This is a genomic window from Pseudomonas sp. EA_35y_Pfl2_R111, assembly GCF_963970955.1.
In the GTDB taxonomy this organism is placed as follows: domain Bacteria; phylum Pseudomonadota; class Gammaproteobacteria; order Pseudomonadales; family Pseudomonadaceae; genus Aquipseudomonas.
Genome location: NZ_CAXAOM010000002.1, coordinates 100995 through 118283, shown reverse-complemented (window position 1 = coordinate 118283; position 17289 = coordinate 100995). Strand labels below are relative to the sequence as shown.

The window sequence follows — 17289 nt, the reverse complement described above, 5'->3', positions numbered from 1 at the left end:
GGATTTCAGTTACCTGTGACGGGGCGGCCAGTGCCGCCCCGTTTTGTTTACCCGATTGAGAGCGTACGTCATGGATTTTCTGCCCCTGTTCCACAAACTGCAGGATCGCCTGGTACTGGTGGTCGGTGGCGGCGAAGTTGCCGTGCGCAAGGCGCGCTTGCTCAGTGATGCCGGCGCGACGCTGCGGATAGTCGCGCCGGAGATTCGTGATGAACTACGTGAAATGGCCAGTGCGCGTAGTGGCGAGGTGCGGCTGCGTGATTATCAGTCGGCTGACCTGCAGGGTGTGGCCCTGATCATTGCCGCAACCGATGACGAACCGCTGAATGCGCAAATCTCAGCCGAGGCCCAGGCCTTGGGCATTCCGGTCAACGTGGTGGATGCACCGAAGCTGTGTAGCGTGATTTTCCCCGCCATTGTCGACCGCTCGCCGCTAATCGTCGCTATCACCAGTGGCGGTGATGCACCGGTGCTGGCCCGGCTGATTCGCGCCAAGATCGAAACCTGGATTCCTGCAACCTACGGCCAGCTAGCCGGTCTGGCCAAGCGCTTTCGTGCCCAGGTCAAAGCGCTGTTCCCGGATGTACAGCAGCGCAGGGTGTTCTGGGAGGATGTGTTCCAGGGGCAGGTCGCCGAAAGCGTATTCGCCGGCAAACTGCAGGAAGGTCAGCGCCAACTGGAAGAGAAAATCGCCGGGATAGCTCCGCGCACCCTTGGCGAGGTGTATCTGGTTGGTGCTGGGCCGGGTGATCCTGATCTGCTGACCTTCCGCGCCTTGCGCCTGATGCAACAGGCCGATGTGGTGCTGTATGACCGCCTAGTGGCCCCGGCGATTATCGAACTGTGCCGTCGTGATGCCGAGCGTATTTATGTCGGTAAACAGCGCGCCGAGCATGCCGTGCCGCAGGAGCAGATCAACCAGCGTTTGGTCAGCCTGGCCAAACAAGGCAAACGCGTTTTGCGTCTGAAAGGCGGTGATCCGTTTATCTTCGGCCGCGGCGGTGAGGAAATCGAAGAGCTGGCCGCTCACGGCATTCCCTTCCAGGTGGTCCCGGGCATCACCGCCGCCTCAGGCTGCGCGGCTTATGCCGGTATCCCGCTGACCCACCGTGATCATGCGCAATCAGTACGTTTTGTCACCGGCCATCTGAAAGATGGCAGCAGCAATTTGCCCTGGAGCGAGCTTACGGCCAGCAGCCAGACCCTGGTGTTCTACATGGGTCTGGTGGGGCTGCCGATCATCTGTCAGCAACTGATTGCCCATGGTCGCGCCGCTACAACCCCAGCGGCATTGATCCAGCAGGGCACCACGCAGAATCAGCGAGTGTTTACCGGTACGTTGGCCAACCTGGCCGAGCTGGTGGCCGAGCATGAGGTGCATGCACCGACCCTGGTGATCGTTGGCGAAGTGGTGCAGCTACGCGAAAAACTGGCCTGGTTTGAAGATGCCGCTGCTCAGGATTGAGCCTCGGTTTTTGCTTGGTCCCTCTGCTTGCAGCTCAGGCCTGCGCTTAGCCTTGGTAAATGCCCTTGCCCGGTAGTCGTTTACGATCGTGCGACTGTTTCAAGTCCAGATGCGGACCTTTAGGAATCACTCCGGTTGGGTTAATCGTGGCATGGCTGGCGTAGTAATGACTTTTGATGTGGGTGAAATCTACGGTCTGGGCGATGCCTGGCCACTGGTACAACTCGCGTAACCAGTTCGAGAGGTTGGGATAGTCCTCCACCCGGCGTAGGTTGCACTTGAAGTGACCGTGGTAAACCGCGTCGAAGCGAATCAACGTGGTAAACAGGCGAATATCTGCTTCTGTCAGGTACTCGCCGGCCAGATAGCGGCGGCTGTCTAGGCTAGCTTCTAGCCCATCCAGAGCCTCGAAAAGCTCATCGAACGCTTCTTCATAAGCATCCTGGCGTGTGGCAAAACCAGCACGGTACACCCCGTTGTTGATGGTGGGGTAGATGTGCTCATTGAGGGCGTCGATCTGCTCGCGTAAATGCTCGGGGTAGAAGTCGAGGCGGTTGCTGGTTAGCGCATCGAAGGCACCGTTGAACATGCGAATGATCTCGGCTGACTCATTGCTGACGATGCATTGCTGCTGCGTGTCCCACAGCAGAGGAACCGTAACTCGCCCAGTGTATTGGGCGTCATCGGCGGTGTAGCGTTGGTACAGGTAGTTCAGGTCATCGAGGGTATCACCGCTGGCACCGTGCTCGGTATCGAAAGTCCAGCCATTCTCGCGCATTAACCAACTGACGGCCGAAACGCCAATCAGCGGTTGTAAGCCTTTAAGCTGGCGCAAAATCAGCGTGCGGTGCGCCCAAGGGCATGCGAGTGATACATACAGGTGGTAGCGCTCAGCTTCGGCAGCAAAGCCGCCAGTGCCACTAGGACCAGGGGCACCACCGGTGGTAATCCAATTGCGGCGCTGTGCAGCTTCACGCTGAAAGCGTCCGTTGTCGGCGGTGTCATACCACTGGTCACGCCAGTGTCCATCTATTAGTAGGCCCATAGGACTGACTCCGTCATGTATGAACGGTCAGTCTAACTGCTTGCACAGGGTGAAAAGGGTGCAAAACGCGCACAGACCTATCGCTTACTTAGATAAGTGTCGCCTTTCCCAGCGGCGTTTCGCTTCATCGAAGGCGGCCTCACGGCTTTGCCCCAGGCCACGCAGCGCCAACGCCATGGTGCTTATTACTGCAAGCTGGCCGTAATCATCGGCCATTTCTCCACGCCAGAAAGCGGCTAGGTGAGCGGGTTGCAGTGATTCAGGCTTGACGTGGCGCAGCGCAGATAGCGCCGCCCATTCTTCATCCCAGTTTTCGCCATTGGCCGTGCCATACAGGTGGCTGGTGGCGTCCGGGTTGATCTCGATTTCGCCGCCTTCACCCTTGATCACCACAGCGCTATCGCCGAGCAACTGGCTGGCTTCACGGTGTACCGCCTGATAACCGGGATGAAAGATGCTCTGCAGGCCGCAGCGTGCGCCCAGCGGGTTGAGAATGCGCGCCAGGGAGTGAATAGGTGAGCGCAGGCCGAGGATATTGCGTAGATCAATCATCCGTTGCAGTTGCGGCATCCAGTCGCCCAACGGGATAAACGCCAGCTGATGTTGCGCCAGTGCCTGCTCGACGCCCCCCCAGTTGCGGCACAGCGGGATATGCAGGCTGTCGATTAACTGTTCGCTGTACATGCGCCCGGCTGTATGCGGGCCGCCGCCATGCAGCAGGATGCGAATACCGCTATTGGCAAGTGCTTTGGCGGCCAACAGAAACCACGGCAGATGGCGCTTTTTGCCGGCATAACTCGGCCAGTCGAGGTCGACCTGGATTGCCGGAGCCTGCAGGCGCGCGCGCACGGCTTCGGCAAAGCCGGCCATCTCCTCGGCGCTTTCTTCCTTGTGCCGCAGCAGCATCAGGAATGCGCCTAGCTGGCTTTCTTCGGCCTGGCCGTCGAGTAGCATGCCCATAGCCTCGCGGGCCTCTTCGCGGGTCAGGTTTCGCGCACCGCGCTTGCCTTTGCCAAGAATGCGCACAAATTGGGCAAAGGGATGTTCCGGCGGGGTTACAAAATTCATAGGCAATTGGTCGGCTTGGGCAGGCCCGCCAGCTTGGCGGCGAGTTTGGCGGGAGCGCCATTGAACAGGCGATTGAGGTTCAGGCTATTGCCTTTCTCGGGGCCGATTTTCACAGCAATAAATTTGATCAGCGGGCGATTGGCCGGTGACAACTGAAACTCGTCGTAAAAGCTGCGCACCAGCCAGAGAACTTCCCAGTGATCGGCGCTCAGGCTGATGCCTTCACGTTGTGCCAGGGCGTGCGCGGCGGCCTCGGACCAATCGGTGAGGTCAAGCAGATAACCGTCCTTGTCCAGCGCAAGGCTGCGGCCCTCAACATTCAATGCCGTCATAGCCAGGTGTTTACCTTGTCGTATTGGCAGCTCAGTGCAACGAAAGCGGGATAATCGACCAGCGTAAAGCGGGTAGGGTGCGCAAGGCCGCGGGCCTGCACATCTTCATCCAGAGCATACAGTGCGACGGCTTCTGGCATCAGTTCCAGCGCCTGGCGCTGCGCGCTGCCGGCCTGCAAGGCATACACCGCATCACCACAGAGCAGCAGAGCATCCTGGCTGCCGAGCAGACGCAGACAACTGCTCAGGCGGCTATCGGTAAAGGGCGAGTGTGAGAGTACGTGCAAGGTAGCCATCAGAGTGTAATCACCTGGTCATAGCGGTCAATCAAGGCGCTTAGCCCTGCATCATTCAGGCGCTCCGCCGCAAGGCTGCTGGGCTGATTCTGCAAACCACGCTCCTCCAGGCTGCGCTGCGAAACATACAGCGCTTCGACACCAAACATCGCTAGGGCCTGCAGATTGGCGCTGAGGTCTTTTTGCTGCAGATTGGCCGGTTGTTGCGCGCCGCTCAGCTGGAATACCCCGTCGTCGAGAAACAGCATGCCAATCGGCAAATCGAAGGCGCCGCCGGCCAGTGCGATATCCAGTGCTTCCCGCGCACCTGGGCCGGACCAGGGGGCTTGGCGGCTGATGATCAACAGCGATTTGCTCATTTCAAGGCCCTCAAAAACACACTAAGCGATCCGCCAGCTGCGCCGCTTCGTGCAACTGGCCCAGGCCGGAAAGCTCCCAGGGCGCATCTAGGTTGGCGGCAGTGCGCGAGTAGCGCTGCGCTTCGTCGTCATTCAACACGCCGCGACGCAGGGCGGCGGCGATACACACCACGCCATCCAACTGCTGCGCTTGCACAAGCTCACGCCATTCCCGCGGCAGATCCACTTCATCCTGCGCGCAAACCACATTGCTCGAGGCGCTGTGTACGCCGTCCTGATAGAAGAACAGCCGCACAATTTCATGGCCACCCGCTAATGCCGCCTGAGCAAAGCGCAGCGCGCGGCGCGAGGAGGGCGCATGAGGAGGTGAGAAGAGGGCGATGGCGAACTTCATAACAAACCTGGCAAGCCAATTTGCCGGAATGATAAAGCCTGAGCCGTCAAGATGCGCGCGACAGGCATAAAAAAGCCCGCCGAAGCGGGCTTTCCACAGCAACTTGAATCAGTCGTCGCTGCCCATGATGCCGAAAATCTGCAGCAGGCTGACGAACAGGTTGTAAATCGATACGTACAGGCTGATGGTCGCCATGATGTAGTTGCGCTCGCCACCATGGATGATTGCACTGGTCTGGAACAGGATGCAGGCCGAGGAGAACAGTACAAAGCCTGCGCTGATCGCCAGTTGCAGACCACTGATCTGGAAGAAGAACCCGGCAACCATCGCACCGATCAGTACAAAGAAGCCTGCAGTGATGAAACCACTGAGGAAGCTCATGTCCTTGCGGGTGGTCAGTACGTAAGCCGATAGGCCGCAGAACACCAAGGCCGTCATGGCGAAAGCGGAGCTGACAACTTCAGCACCGTTGGCCATGCCCATATAGCGATTGAGGATTGGGCCGAGGGTGTAGCCCATAAAGCCGGTCAGAGCGAGAGTAGAAACCAGGCCCCAAGCTGAGTTACGCAGTTTGGCGGTGAGGAAGAACAGGCCGTAAAAGCCGATCAGCACCACGAAAATATTCGGATAAGGCACGTTGGCGCGTTGCGCGATATACGCCACCAGGCCGCTGAAGGCCAGGGTGATGGCCAGCAGGCCATAAGTGTTGCGCAAGACGCGGCTGACTTCTTGCTGCTCAACCTGCGTATGGTCAAGTGCATAATTGTGTTCGTTCATGGCGACACTCCTGAAATGGCTGATGGTTCCGTGACCAAGGTCAGGCCCGATCATAGCAGAGGCAGATAAAGAGCCAATACGCAGAGTTTGACAGCGTGTTGCGTTCGGGTAAGATTGCCGCCCGCAAACGCCGGAAGCGTGGCAGAGCGGTTGAATGCAACGGTCTTGAAAACCGTCGAAGGGGAAACTCTTCCGTGAGTTCGAATCTCACCGCTTCCGCCATATTCCTCTGGCCGTCACCCTAGCGCACAGCTTTATTGGCGCTTGCATTTTGACGGTTATGCGCCAAGCTGGGATTCACTAAATCTCCAGCCTTTCAACCCAACCAGCCGCTCTTGGCGGCTGATGCATACGGGGTGTCGCTTGATCAGGGTGCTAGTAGTTGATGACCACGACCTGGTACGTACCGGCATCACGCGCATGCTGGCTGATATCGACGGTTTGCATGTGGTTGGCCAAGCTGAGTCTGGCGAAGAGTCCCTGAAGAAAGCCCGCGAACTGAAGCCCGATGTTGTCCTGATGGACATCAAGATGCCGGGCATCGGCGGCCTTGAGGCCACGCGCAAACTGATTCGCAGCCATCCCGACCTTAAAGTCGTCGCAGTAACCGTGTGCGAAGAAGACCCGTTCCCCACGCGCTTGCTGCAAGCTGGCGCCGCCGGTTACCTGACCAAGGGTGCCGCGCTGGAAGAAATGGTTCAGGCAATTCGTATGGTGTTCAGCGGCCAGCGCTATATCAGCCCGCAGATTGCCCAGCAGCTGGCCCTCAAGTCGTTCCAGCCGCAAAGCAGCAATTCGCCTTTCGATCTGCTTTCTGAGCGCGAAATCCAAATCGCGCTAATGATTGCCGGCTGCCAGAAGGTTCAGGCCATTTCCGACAAGCTTTGCCTGTCGCCGAAAACCGTGAATACCTACCGCTATCGCATCTTCGAGAAGCTGTCGATTACCAGCGATGTCGAACTGGCCTTGCTGGCCGTGCGCCACGGCATGATTGATGCCAGCAGCTGACAACAGCCGCGCAGCCTTCGATTCCAGCGCATTTCTCTCCACTTGCAGCGGCCGCCCCGGCGTTTACCGCATGTTCGATGTGGACGCCAAGCTACTCTACGTCGGCAAAGCGAAAAACCTGAAAAAGCGCCTGGCCAGCTATTTCCGCCAAACCGGATTGGCGCCCAAGACCGCCGCCCTGGTGGGGCGAATTGCGCAGATCGAAACCACCATCACGTCCAACGAGACCGAAGCGCTGCTCCTTGAGCAGACGCTGATCAAGGAGTGGCGGCCGCCGTACAACATTCTGCTGCGCGACGATAAATCCTATCCCTATGTGTTTCTTTCCGACGGTGATTTCCCCCGGCTGAGCATTCACCGTGGCGCGAAAAAGCAGAAAGGCCGTTACTTCGGTCCTTATCCCAGCGCCGGCGCCATCCGCGAAAGTCTCAACCTGCTGCAGAAGACTTTTCTGGTGCGCCAGTGTGAGGACAGTTTCTACAAGAACCGCACGCGGCCTTGCCTGCAGTACCAGATAAAACGCTGCAAAGGCCCCTGTGTTGGTCTGGTAGAGCCTGCCGAATATGCTGAAGACGTACGTCATTCGGTGATGTTTCTTGAGGGACGCAGTAATGCCCTGACCGACGAGCTGTCCAGCGGCATGCAGACTGCCGCTACGGATCTCGACTTCGAGCGGGCGGCCGGGTTGCGTGATCAGATATCGCTGCTGCGCCGGGTGCAGGACCAGCAGAGCATGGAAGGCGGCACTGGTGATGTGGACGTGGTCGCGGCCATGGTCAATCCCGGTGGCGCGTGCGTGCATTTGATCAGCGTGCGCGGCGGCCGGGTGCTTGGCAGCAAGAACTTCTTCCCGCAAGTGGCCATCGAAGAGGAGGGCAGTGAGGTATTGCTGGCCTTCCTCGCGCAGTATTACCTGAGCAGCCAGGAGCGCGACCTGCCGAGCGAGCTGATCGTCAATGCACAGCATGAAGACTTCCCAACGCTGATTGCCGCCATTGATGAACTGCGCGGCCGTGAGTTGAGCATCAGCTACCGCGTGCGTGGCACCCGTGCACGCTGGCAGCAGCTTGCCGTGACCAACGCCGAGCAGGCCCTGGCCGCGCGCCTTGCCAACCGCCAGCACGTTGCCGCGCGCTTCGATGCCCTGGCCCAGGCGCTGGATATGGATGAAGTGCCGCAGCGCCTGGAGTGTTTCGACATCAGCCACTCCAGTGGCGAGGCAACCGTAGCCTCCTGCGTAGTGTTCGGCCCGGAAGGCCCGCTGAAATCCGATTACCGCCGTTACAACATCGAAGGCGTAACGCCTGGCGACGATTACGCCGCCATGCATCAGGCGCTGACGCGGCGCTTCAGCAAGATCAAGGATGGTGAAGGCAAGCTGCCGGACATCCTCCTGGTCGACGGCGGCAAAGGTCAGCTGGCCATGGCCCGTGAAGTTCTCGAAGAGCTGGCGGTGCCTGACCTGATTCTGCTTGGCGTGGCCAAAGGCACCACGCGTAAGCCGGGTTTGGAAACCCTGTACCTGAATGACGCCGCCCATGAATTCACTCTGCCGGGTAACTCGCCGGCCCTGCACCTGATTCAGCAGATCCGCGATGAATCGCACCGCTTTGCCATTACCGGGCACCGTGCCCGCCGTGGCAAAACCCGGCGCACCTCCACCCTTGAGGAGGTTGCCGGCGTAGGGCCAAAACGCCGGCGCGAGCTGCTCAACCACTTCGGTGGGCTGCAGGAACTGTCCCGCGCCAGCATTGAAGAAATCGCCAAGGCGCCTGGAATCAGTAAAAAACTCGCCGAGTTGATTTATGCCGCCCTGCACAGTGAGTAGAATGCGGGTTCTATTTACCGCCAAGTTGTGTCGATGAATATCCCCAACCTGCTTACCGTGCTTCGCGTATTGCTGATACCGGTGTTTATTCTGCTGTTCTATCTTCCCTTCGATTGGAGCTATTGGGCTGCCAGCGCGGTGTTTTCAATCGCGGCTGCAACCGACTGGCTAGATGGGTACCTGGCGCGCCGCTGGGAACAAAGCACGCCTTTTGGCGCCTTCCTCGATCCCGTTGCCGACAAGCTGATGGTGGCGGTTGCCCTAGTATTACTAGTTGCTGAGCACGCCAATCTCTGGCTGACCCTGTCTGCGGCGATCATCATCGGTCGTGAAATCGTGGTGTCGGCGCTGCGCGAATGGATGGCAGAGATAGGTGCTCGCGCGCATGTGGCCGTATCAAAACTGGCCAAATGGAAAACCGCCGCACAGATGGTTGCCCTGGTGATTTTGCTGGCAAATCCGCCGACCTTTACAGCCTGGGTTGTGCTCGGTTATGCGCTGTTGATCATTGCCGCCGTACTCACCCTGTGGTCGATGGCACAGTACCTGCTGGCCGCATGGCCACACCTGCGAATCACCGCGGAAAAGAAATAAGCTTTTTTGAATCAAGGGGTTGACGGGCCGATCTGAAGCTATAGAATGGCGGCCGTCAGCACGACAAGCGGGAATAGCTCAGTTGGTAGAGCACGACCTTGCCAAGGTCGGGGTCGCGAGTTCGAGTCTCGTTTCCCGCTCCATTTTTCCAACGGGCCGTTTTACACGGTCCGTTTAGTTTCAAGGCTGAGTAGCAGAGTGGTTATGCACCGGATTGCAAATCCGTGAACGCCGGTTCGATTCCGACCTCAGCCTCCAATTAGAAAAGCCTCGTAGATCACTGATTTACGAGGCTTTTTCATTTAAGCTTGAACCCTTGCGAGGTATTCACGGGCTGTATATAGTCCAAGCCTTGCAAAGCAGCGCTACCGCCCGAATGGCGAAATCGGTAGACGCAAGGGACTTAAAATCCCTCGGGGGTAACCCCGTGCCGGTTCGATTCCGGCTTCGGGCACCATGTACATGATTTCAGATGTTCCTGTATGAACCTGAAACCCACTAAAACCGGCACTCTTGCCGGTTTTTTTGTGCCCGTATGTTTTTGAATGATCCTGCACAACCCCAAGCTTTAGGCATATGAATGGTTCTACAAGGAACCTACCACTAGGGCGCGCACTGTTATCCCTCTGACGGACCAAACGCTACCCTCGAGACAAAGGAATACACGTTGTTTGACGGCCAAGGGTTGTGCCTGCTGTGGAAGCAGTTCTGCCGGCCGTACTTTGCTCGCATCCATGGAGTGATGCCGATACCCGCGGCGCAATATCTATGATGCCGCACAGCTAGCTGAGCATGGGCATTGTAAGGCCAGTGCAGCCTGATAGACTGCGCACGCACTTTTCACACTATTGCTCAAGGTTACCCATGATCAAGAAATGTTTGTTCCCAGCAGCCGGTTACGGCACCCGCTTTCTGCCAGCCACCAAGGCCATGCCCAAGGAAATGCTGCCGATCGTGAACAAGCCGCTGATCCAGTACGGCGTTGAGGAGGCTCTGGCAGCCGGGTTGACGGAGATTGCCATGATCACCGGCCGTGGTAAGCGCGCGCTGGAAGACCACTTCGATATCAGCTACGAACTTGAACATCAGATCCGTGATACCGATAAGGAAAAGTACCTCGTTGGTATCCGTCGACTGATCGATGAATGCACCTTCTCTTACACCCGTCAGGTCGAGATGAAAGGCTTGGGCCACGCCATTCTCTGTGGTCGCCCGCTGATTGGTGATGAGCCGTTCGCAGTGGTGTTGGCCGACGATCTGTGCCTGAACCTGGAAGGTGACGCGGTGCTGACGCAGATGGTCAAGCTGTACAACCAGTTCCGCTGCTCGATTGTCGCCATTCAGGAAGTGCCACCTGAAGAGACCCATAAATATGGCGTGATCTCCGGCGAGATGATTCGTGATGACATATACCGGGTCAACAGCATGGTCGAAAAGCCCAAACCGGAAGATGCACCGTCGAACCTGGCGATCATTGGCCGCTATATCCTCACCCCGGATATCTTCGACCTGATCGAACAAACCGAGCCCGGCAAGGGCGGGGAAATCCAGATCACCGACGCCCTGATGAAGCAGGCGCAGAACGGCTGTGTGATGGCTTACAAGTTCAAGGGTAAGCGTTTCGATTGCGGTGGCGCGGAAGGCTATATCGAAGCCACCAACTTTTGCTTCGAAAACCTCTACAAGACCGGCAAGGCTTACTGATTCAGTCTACGCCGCGACCGCAAACAGCCACCTTCGGGTGGCTGTTTACATTCATGCCAGTGGCATATGCTCAGCGCCAGGCCCTAACGGCTGGCCGTAGCTGAATTCTACATAGTTGCCTGCTGGGTCACGCAGGCCACAGTAATAGCCAACAGGGTAGGGCTCATCACGGGGCTCCCAGATCAGGCATCCAGCCTGCCTGGCTCGTTCAGCAATGCGGTCGACCTCCGCACGATTTGCCATGGCAAAGCCAAAGTGGCTGTAATCATCCGCGGCCAGTTGACGGGCTTGGCCGCCGGGCATGATCACGAAGATAAAACTATGCTCCTTGCCCGGTTCGGCCATCCAGACAATCCTTGAGCCCTTGCCGGCGCGCTGGTGAATCACCTGCATCCTGCAGAACTGCTCATAGAAGGTCACGCAGGCATCCAGATCGGGTACATGTAACGCCACATGAGTGAGGGTAGGGTGCATCACTGATCTCCTCTTGCGCATGCTTCAAGTTTAGGCACGACGCTCCTTGGGGTATGCTGGCAGCCTGTTCAGGAGGCTGCAATGACCTATGACTTTGACCTATTTGTGATCGGTGCCGGTTCCGGCGGTGTACGGGCTGCGCGTTTTGCCGCTGGTTATGGTGCCCGCGTGGCGGTTGCCGAAAGTCGTTATCTCGGGGGCACATGTGTCAACGTCGGCTGCGTACCAAAGAAGCTGCTGGTTTACGGCGCGCACTTCGCCGACGACTTCGAGCAGGCGCAAGGCTTCGGTTGGTCGCTGGGCGAGGCGACATTCGATTGGTCGTCTCTGATCAGTAACAAAAATCGCGAAATCAATCGCCTCAATGACATCTACCGCAAGCTTCTTCTTAACAGTGGCGTGACCTTGCTCGAAGGCCACGCGCGGATTGTTGACGACCACAGTGTCGAATTGGGCGGTAAGCGCTACAGCGCCAAACATATCCTGATTGCCACTGGCGGCTGGCCGCACATTCCCGAAGTCCCAGGGCATGAATTTGCTATCGGCTCGAACGAAGCCTTCTTTCTTGAGCAGTTACCCAAGCGCGTTCTTGTGATTGGCGGCGGTTATATCGCTGTTGAGTTTGCCTCAATCTTTAACGGCCTCGGCGCAAAAACCGCGTTGCTCTATCGCGGCGAGCTGTTCCTGCGTGGTTTCGATAAAGCTGTGCGTCTGCACCTGCAGGATGAGTTGAACAAGCGCGGTGTCGACCTGCAGTTCAACAGCGACATCGCCCGTATCGACAAACAAGCCGACGGCAGCCTGCTGGCCACCCTCAAGGACGGTCGAACCCTAGAAGCCGACTGTATCTTTTACGCCACCGGACGCCGGCCGATGCTGGATAACCTGGGTCTGGAAAACACCCACGTACAGCTTGATGAGCGCGGTTTTATCAAGGTCGACGAGCAATACCAGACCAGCACGCCATCGATCCTCGCCATTGGTGATGTGATCGGCCGCGTGCAGCTCACACCGGTAGCGCTGGCCGAAGGCATGGCAGTGGCTAGGCGCCTGTTCAAGCCAGGGGAATACCGTAAGGTCGACTACCGAATGATCCCAACAGCGGTATTCAGCCTGCCGAATATCGGCACGGTGGGGCTCAGCGAAGAGCAGGCGAAGGAGGAGGGCTACAGCGTTCAGGTTTTCGAAAGCCGCTTCCGTCCGATGAAACTGACCATGACCGAAAGCCAGGAACGCACCTTGATGAAACTGGTGGTAGATGCTGCCACAGACCGCGTGCTTGGTTGCCATATGGTCGGCCCGGACGCCGGTGAAATCGTTCAGGGGCTAGCTGTTGCACTTAAAGCTGGTGCGACCAAGCAGCTATTCGATGAAACCATCGGCGTGCATCCGACGGCCGCCGAAGAGTTCGTCACCATGCGTACCCCCGTGTCGTCCTGAGGTCAGCATGGCGCAATTGTTTTATCTGGCCGACCTGTTCGGTGTTGCGGTCTTCGCCATTACCGGCGCGCTGATGGCGGGGCGCAAGTCCATGGACCTGTTCGGTGTGCTGGTTATCGCCATCATCACCGCACTGGGTGGCGGCACCCTGCGTGACGTGATTCTGGACAACCATCCGGTCAGCTGGATCCGCAACGACCTGTATATCGTGGTCGCTTCGCTGGCGGCGGTCGGCACCGTGATCTGGGTGCGGCTGACCCAGCCGATTCACGAAAAAGGCCTGCTATTGGCGGATGCCTTTGGCTTGGCGGTGTTTACCGTGATCGGTGCTGAAGTCGCCATGCAGCACAACGTACCGCATAGCACCGCGGTGATCATGGGAGTGATGACCGGTGTAGCCGGCGGCGTGATGCGTGATGTGATCTGCAACGAGATTCCGCTGATCTTTCAGAAAGAAATCTACGCTACGGCCTGTATTGCAGGGGCGCTGGTGTTTATCGGCATGCGCACTCTGGATACGCCTCACTGGCTGGACACCAGTGTGGCCATGCTCACCGTACTATTAATCCGCCTGGCTGCCATTCGCTGGCATGTGGCGCTGCCCAGTTTTCATTTGCTGGATCGCGACTGACGTTCCAACGATCAGAAACGAGATAAGCAGAAGTGCACGGAGGGGGAAGCTAGGAAGTTGATCCTATAGGCCATCAGCTCCATACATTCAATTTAACATAATATACATTATGCGAACCACAATGTAGCGAACGGTGAACCCAGATACCGCTCAGGATTCACTGCTCTCGCCCTAATCCAGGCTTCGCATAATGTGAGTTGTTTAATGCGCGCCAATATCCAACAACACGCGCCCACGGCTTGGACACGTTTCCATGTAGCGATGCGCTTCGACTACATCGTCGAAGCTGAACACCTTGTCGATTAGCGGCTTGAGTAAGCCATCCGCCGTCAGCTGATTGATACCTTGCACAGCTTTAGCCACAGCAGCCTGATCTTGCGGAATATTCAGCTCTTCCTTGCCGGTAAAGTTGCCGATGCAATGCACGAAGAACTGGATGTTCTTTTGAAACGCTGCGCAGGCTGGAAATGGTGTTTCATTACCGCCTTGTAGGTCGAACAGGATCAGTCGACCACGCGGCGCGATGGCATCGCCCAGGAGACACATCTGTGGGCCACCAAGTGCGTCCATTACCACGTTGACGCCATGGCCATCGGTCAGCTTGCTTACGCGGCTGACCAAGTCCTGCTCCTCGGTGAGGATGATGTGATCGGCGCCCAGCTGCTTAAGAAAATCGCTGTCTTCGGCAAAGGCTGTAGCGGCAATTACCGTCGCGCCCAGGGCTTTGCCCATCTGCACGATATATGGCCCCCAACAGCGGCTTGCTGCGGTGACTAACACTGTTTCGCCGGGCTGCAAACGGGCCAGCTCGTTAAAGCCAAACCAGCCGACCATTGACGGCAGATAGTGCACGGCTGCCTGTTGTGCGGTCAGATTGTCTGGATAACGTGCCAGGGAGCTGCGCGGCAATACTACGTGCTCGGCGTAACTGGGATAACGGTTGGCGCTGTGTCCCGGGAAGCTGGCCACCCGGTCACCCACAGCCAGATCGGTAACACCATCGCCGACTGCCAGTACCACACCGGCCAATTCATGGCCCAGGCCTGCTGGTAATTGCGTCGGTGTATTGGCCAGGTTCTGCCGCCAGAGTACGTCGTACCAGCTGACGCCTACGGCCTCAACACCGACCAGCACTTCGCCTGCGGCCGGCGCAGGCGCTTTGCGCTCCTCGATCTTGAGGACATTGGCCTCGCCAAACTCATGGAAACGAACTATGCGGGACATCGCAAACCTCTTCGGTTGACCCATTCAGATCGCGGCAGCTGTTTGGCATTATTGCCCTATACAGGTGCGGCGACCCCTTATGGCCACGGACTTTATCCGGGCTTTGCCAGCAATTCCACCGCTCGAGGCTGATATTCACCATGCTTGTCGATGATGATGGGCCTCAAGCACATCATTTGCCTGTGCATATTGCCTGGCGACAGTGTTCGGCATTAGCCTGAGTCGCGCGCAAAAGCGCAGCCACTTCCAGAATGGACACCGGATGAACCGTAACGATCTCCGCCGCGTCGATCTAAACCTGCTGATCGTCTTCGAAACGCTGATGCATGAACGCAGCGTGACACGTGCGGCGGAAAAACTTTTTCTCGGCCAGCCGGCCATCAGCGCCGCCCTCGCCCGTCTGCGTAGCCTGTTTGATGATCCGTTGTTCGTGCGTACCGGCCGCAGCATGGAGCCTACCGCTCGGGCCATGGAGATCGCCGCCCTGCTCTCGCCAGCGCTGGATTCGATCTCCACCGCAGTCAGCCGCGCCGCAGATTTTCACCCTGCCACCAGTAACGCGGTGTTTCGCATCGGCCTGTCGGATGACGTCGAATTCGGCCTGCTGCCACCTTTGATCAAACGCCTGCGCGCAGAGGCCCCAGGGGTGGTGCTGGTGATTCGGCGTACCAACTATTTATTAATGCCGTCCCTGCTGGCCTCTGGCGAGATATCCGTAGGCGTTGCCTATACCGATGAACTACCGGCTAATGCCAAGCGCAAAGTACTGCGCCGCAGTAAGCCCAAGTTACTGCGTGCTGACAGCGCGCCAGGCCCTTTAAGCCTGGATGATTTTTGCTCGCGGCCCCATGCGCTGGTGTCATTTGCGGGGGACCTTGGTGGTTTTATCGATGAGGAACTGGAGAAGATTGGGTGCAAACGTCGTGTGGTACTCGCTTTGCCCCAGTTTAATGGCCTTGGCACGCTGCTCTCCGGCACCGACATCATCGCCACCGTGCCGGATTACACCGCTGCAGCCTTATCCTCTGCAGGCGGTGTGCGCGCCGAAGAGCTGCCGCTATCCGTGCAAGCCTTCGAGTTACATATGGCCTGGCGCGGAGCCCAGGACAACGACCCGGCAGAACGCTGGCTACGTTCACGCATCCAGATGTTTTGCGGCGATCCCGATAGCCTGTAACCCCAGCTCTGTTGGGCACCTCGTCGACCAATCGTCGGGGTCTCATCTCGCCCCGCCCACCCTGCTCTCTTTTGCTCACAATCGCCTTTATCGATACAAGCTGATAAATCATCACTAAGATTGATACTCATCTTCGCCCCGTTCGATTCGTCGCCATCGTCCCCGCCGCCGCAGACTCCGCCCATTCATAACACCCTCTGGCGGAAGCACACATGGAACAGTCCACTAAAAATTTCTGGCATTTCCCCCTCGCCCTTGCCGCACTGCTGGTACTGAGCGCTTGCGGCAAAGCACCAGAAAGCGCGCAACAGATGCCGGCCGCACAAGTCAGCGTGGCCGAAGTAATCGAGCAACCGATCAACGAATGGGACGAATTTACCGGCCGCCTGGAAGCGCCAGAGTCGGTAGATATCCGCCCACGAGTGTCCGGTTTTGTTGACCGCGTAGCCTTCAATGAAGGCAGCCTGGTGAAGAAAGGCGACTTGCTTTTTCAGATCGACCCGCGCCCATTCCAGGCCGAGGTCAAACGCCTTGAAGCCCAGCTACAACAAGCTCGTGCCAGCCAGGTGCGGACCCAAAGCGAAGCCAGTCGTGGTGAGCGTCTGCGCAAAAGCAACGCAATTTCCGCCGAACTGGCCGATGCCCGTGCCAGCGCCGCAGCAGAAGCTAAGGCCGCTGTAGCGGGCATCCAGGCAGAACTGGATAACGCCCGCCTCAACCTCAGCTTTACCCGCGTCACAGCGCCGATTGATGGTCGCGTCAGCCGTGCGGAAATCACCGAAGGCAACCTGGTAAATGCCGGGCAAAGCCACCTCACGACCCTGGTAAGTACCGACAAGGTTTATGCCTACTTCGACGCCGATGAGCGCGTGTTCCTCAAATATGTCGAGCTGGCGCGCCAAGCCGGCGGCCAGACCCGCGATGCCAGCCCGGTGTACCTGGGCCTGTCCAGCGAAGACGGTCACCCGCATTTAGGCGAGTTGGATTTTATCGACAACCAGGTCAACCCGCAGACCGGCACCATCCGTGGCCGTGCAGTGTTCGACAACCGTGATGGGCGCTTTACCCCGGGCCTTTATGCACGCCTGAAATTGGTCGGCAGCAGCCAGTACGCCGCCGCGCTGATCAAGGACGAAGCGGTCGGTACGGATCTGGGCAAGAAGTACGTGCTGGTGCTCGATAAGGACAATGCCGTGCAGTACCGCAGCATCGAGCTGGGGCCGAAGCTGGAAGGCCTTCGCATCGTGCGCAGCGGTCTGGCCAAGGGCGAGAAGATCGTGGTCAACGGACTGCAGCGCGCCTTCCCCGGCTCCACGGTTGATCCGCAAAGCGTGCCGATGGCCGATGAAAAGACCCAGGCGTTGCTGACTGAGCAACGTCAGGCCATCGAACGCCAGAACAGCCGCCGGGTCGCTGCAGAAAGCAGCCCTACCAACACTGCGCCGCGCGGCTAATACGCTGTTATATAGGTAG

General features: G+C 58.1%; 18 protein-coding genes and 4 tRNA genes. 13 read left to right on the top strand and 9 right to left on the bottom strand.

The window, feature by feature from the left end:
• Positions 1-70: 70 nt before the first annotated feature.
• Positions 71-1465: a siroheme synthase CysG gene (gene cysG, locus AACY25_RS09150; protein ID WP_339524016.1), complete on the top strand. Its 1395-nt coding sequence runs from the start codon at positions 71-73 to the stop codon at positions 1463-1465.
• A gap of 46 nt (positions 1466-1511) precedes the next feature.
• Here cysG and AACY25_RS09145 read toward each other — a convergent pair whose 3' ends face one another.
• The 7 genes from AACY25_RS09145 to AACY25_RS09115 all read right to left on the bottom strand — a co-directional run bounded on the left by AACY25_RS09145 (position 1512) and on the right by AACY25_RS09115 (position 5736).
• Complete coding sequence (locus AACY25_RS09145) at positions 1512-2510, bottom strand: glutathione S-transferase family protein (protein ID WP_339524015.1); 999 nt, start codon at positions 2508-2510, stop codon at positions 1512-1514.
• An 84-nt stretch (positions 2511-2594) separates the two neighbouring features.
• A complete protein-coding gene (locus tag AACY25_RS09140) occupies positions 2595-3578 on the bottom strand; it encodes a glycosyl transferase family protein (RefSeq protein ID WP_339524013.1) in 984 nt (327 codons plus the stop codon).
• Entirely contained in the window at positions 3575-3910 is a 336-nt protein-coding gene (locus AACY25_RS09135; RefSeq protein ID WP_339411245.1) for a TusE/DsrC/DsvC family sulfur relay protein, read from the bottom strand. Before AACY25_RS09135 ends, AACY25_RS09140 begins: the two co-directional genes overlap by 4 nt.
• The gene (gene tusB, locus AACY25_RS09130; protein WP_339524011.1) at positions 3907-4206 is read right to left on the bottom strand and encodes a sulfurtransferase complex subunit TusB; all 300 of its coding nucleotides are present in this window, start codon (positions 4204-4206) and stop codon (positions 3907-3909) included. Before tusB ends, AACY25_RS09135 begins: the two co-directional genes overlap by 4 nt.
• On the bottom strand, positions 4206-4565 hold the full coding sequence (gene tusC, locus AACY25_RS09125; protein ID WP_339524009.1) for a sulfurtransferase complex subunit TusC: 360 nt from the start codon (positions 4563-4565) through the stop codon (positions 4206-4208). The genes tusB and tusC overlap by 1 nt, the downstream gene beginning before the upstream one ends.
• 10 nt (positions 4566-4575) lie before the next feature.
• Complete coding sequence (gene tusD / locus AACY25_RS09120; RefSeq protein ID WP_339524008.1) at positions 4576-4959, bottom strand: sulfurtransferase complex subunit TusD; 384 nt, start codon at positions 4957-4959, stop codon at positions 4576-4578.
• Positions 4960-5067: 108 nt separating this feature from the next.
• Complete coding sequence (locus AACY25_RS09115; protein ID WP_275962976.1) at positions 5068-5736, bottom strand: Bax inhibitor-1/YccA family protein; 669 nt, start codon at positions 5734-5736, stop codon at positions 5068-5070.
• Positions 5737-5868: 132 nt separating this feature from the next.
• Here AACY25_RS09115 and AACY25_RS09110 point away from each other — a divergent pair.
• The 8 genes from AACY25_RS09110 (at position 5869) to galU (ending at position 10870) form a co-directional block, all read left to right on the top strand.
• Positions 5869-5958, top strand: a tRNA-Ser gene (locus AACY25_RS09110).
• Between the two features lie 141 nt (positions 5959-6099).
• Entirely contained in the window at positions 6100-6744 is a 645-nt protein-coding gene (gene gacA, locus AACY25_RS09105) for a response regulator transcription factor GacA (RefSeq protein WP_160014285.1), read from the top strand.
• Positions 6731-8572 (top strand): excinuclease ABC subunit UvrC, encoded by a 1842-nt coding sequence (uvrC, locus tag AACY25_RS09100; protein ID WP_339524007.1) that lies wholly within the window; start codon positions 6731-6733, stop codon positions 8570-8572. Before gacA ends, uvrC begins: the two co-directional genes overlap by 14 nt.
• A 33-nt stretch (positions 8573-8605) precedes the next feature.
• Positions 8606-9166: a CDP-diacylglycerol--glycerol-3-phosphate 3-phosphatidyltransferase gene (gene pgsA / locus AACY25_RS09095; protein WP_339524006.1), complete on the top strand. Its 561-nt coding sequence runs from the start codon at positions 8606-8608 to the stop codon at positions 9164-9166.
• A 67-nt stretch (positions 9167-9233) separates the two neighbouring features.
• Positions 9234-9309: transfer RNA gene (locus AACY25_RS09090), tRNA-Gly, on the top strand.
• Positions 9310-9350: 41 nt separating this feature from the next.
• Positions 9351-9424: transfer RNA gene (locus AACY25_RS09085), tRNA-Cys, on the top strand.
• Positions 9425-9536: 112 nt separating this feature from the next.
• Positions 9537-9623 (top strand) — tRNA-Leu (locus AACY25_RS09080).
• 407 nt (positions 9624-10030) lie between these two features.
• Complete coding sequence (gene galU / locus AACY25_RS09075) at positions 10031-10870, top strand: UTP--glucose-1-phosphate uridylyltransferase GalU (RefSeq protein ID WP_339524004.1); 840 nt, start codon at positions 10031-10033, stop codon at positions 10868-10870.
• A gap of 51 nt (positions 10871-10921) precedes the next feature.
• Here the strand turns inward: galU and AACY25_RS09070 are convergent, their stop codons facing one another.
• A complete protein-coding gene (locus AACY25_RS09070) occupies positions 10922-11344 on the bottom strand; it encodes a VOC family protein (protein WP_339524002.1) in 423 nt (140 codons plus the stop codon).
• Between the two features lie 81 nt (positions 11345-11425).
• On the opposite strand from AACY25_RS09070, the gene gorA reads away from it, so the two are divergent.
• Both gorA and AACY25_RS09060 read left to right on the top strand, forming a co-directional pair.
• Positions 11426-12784 carry a glutathione-disulfide reductase gene (gene gorA / locus AACY25_RS09065; protein ID WP_339524000.1) on the top strand — a complete coding sequence of 453 codons (1359 nt, stop codon included), beginning with the start codon at positions 11426-11428 and terminating at the stop codon, positions 12782-12784.
• 7 nt (positions 12785-12791) lie between these two features.
• Positions 12792-13415: a trimeric intracellular cation channel family protein gene (locus AACY25_RS09060; RefSeq protein WP_339411262.1), complete on the top strand. Its 624-nt coding sequence runs from the start codon at positions 12792-12794 to the stop codon at positions 13413-13415.
• A gap of 201 nt (positions 13416-13616) precedes the next feature.
• Here AACY25_RS09060 and AACY25_RS09055 read toward each other — a convergent pair whose 3' ends face one another.
• Entirely contained in the window at positions 13617-14639 is a 1023-nt protein-coding gene (locus AACY25_RS09055; RefSeq protein ID WP_339523998.1) for a zinc-dependent alcohol dehydrogenase family protein, read from the bottom strand.
• 262 nt (positions 14640-14901) lie between these two features.
• Between AACY25_RS09055 and AACY25_RS09050 the strand changes: the two genes are divergently transcribed.
• Positions 14902-15816, top strand: coding sequence for a LysR family transcriptional regulator (locus AACY25_RS09050; protein ID WP_339523997.1), 915 nt, complete (start codon positions 14902-14904; stop codon positions 15814-15816).
• A 212-nt stretch (positions 15817-16028) separates the two neighbouring features.
• Positions 16029-17270: a multidrug efflux RND transporter periplasmic adaptor subunit MexE gene (mexE, locus tag AACY25_RS09045; protein WP_339523996.1), complete on the top strand. Its 1242-nt coding sequence runs from the start codon at positions 16029-16031 to the stop codon at positions 17268-17270.
• The last annotated feature ends 19 nt before the right edge of the window (positions 17271-17289 follow it).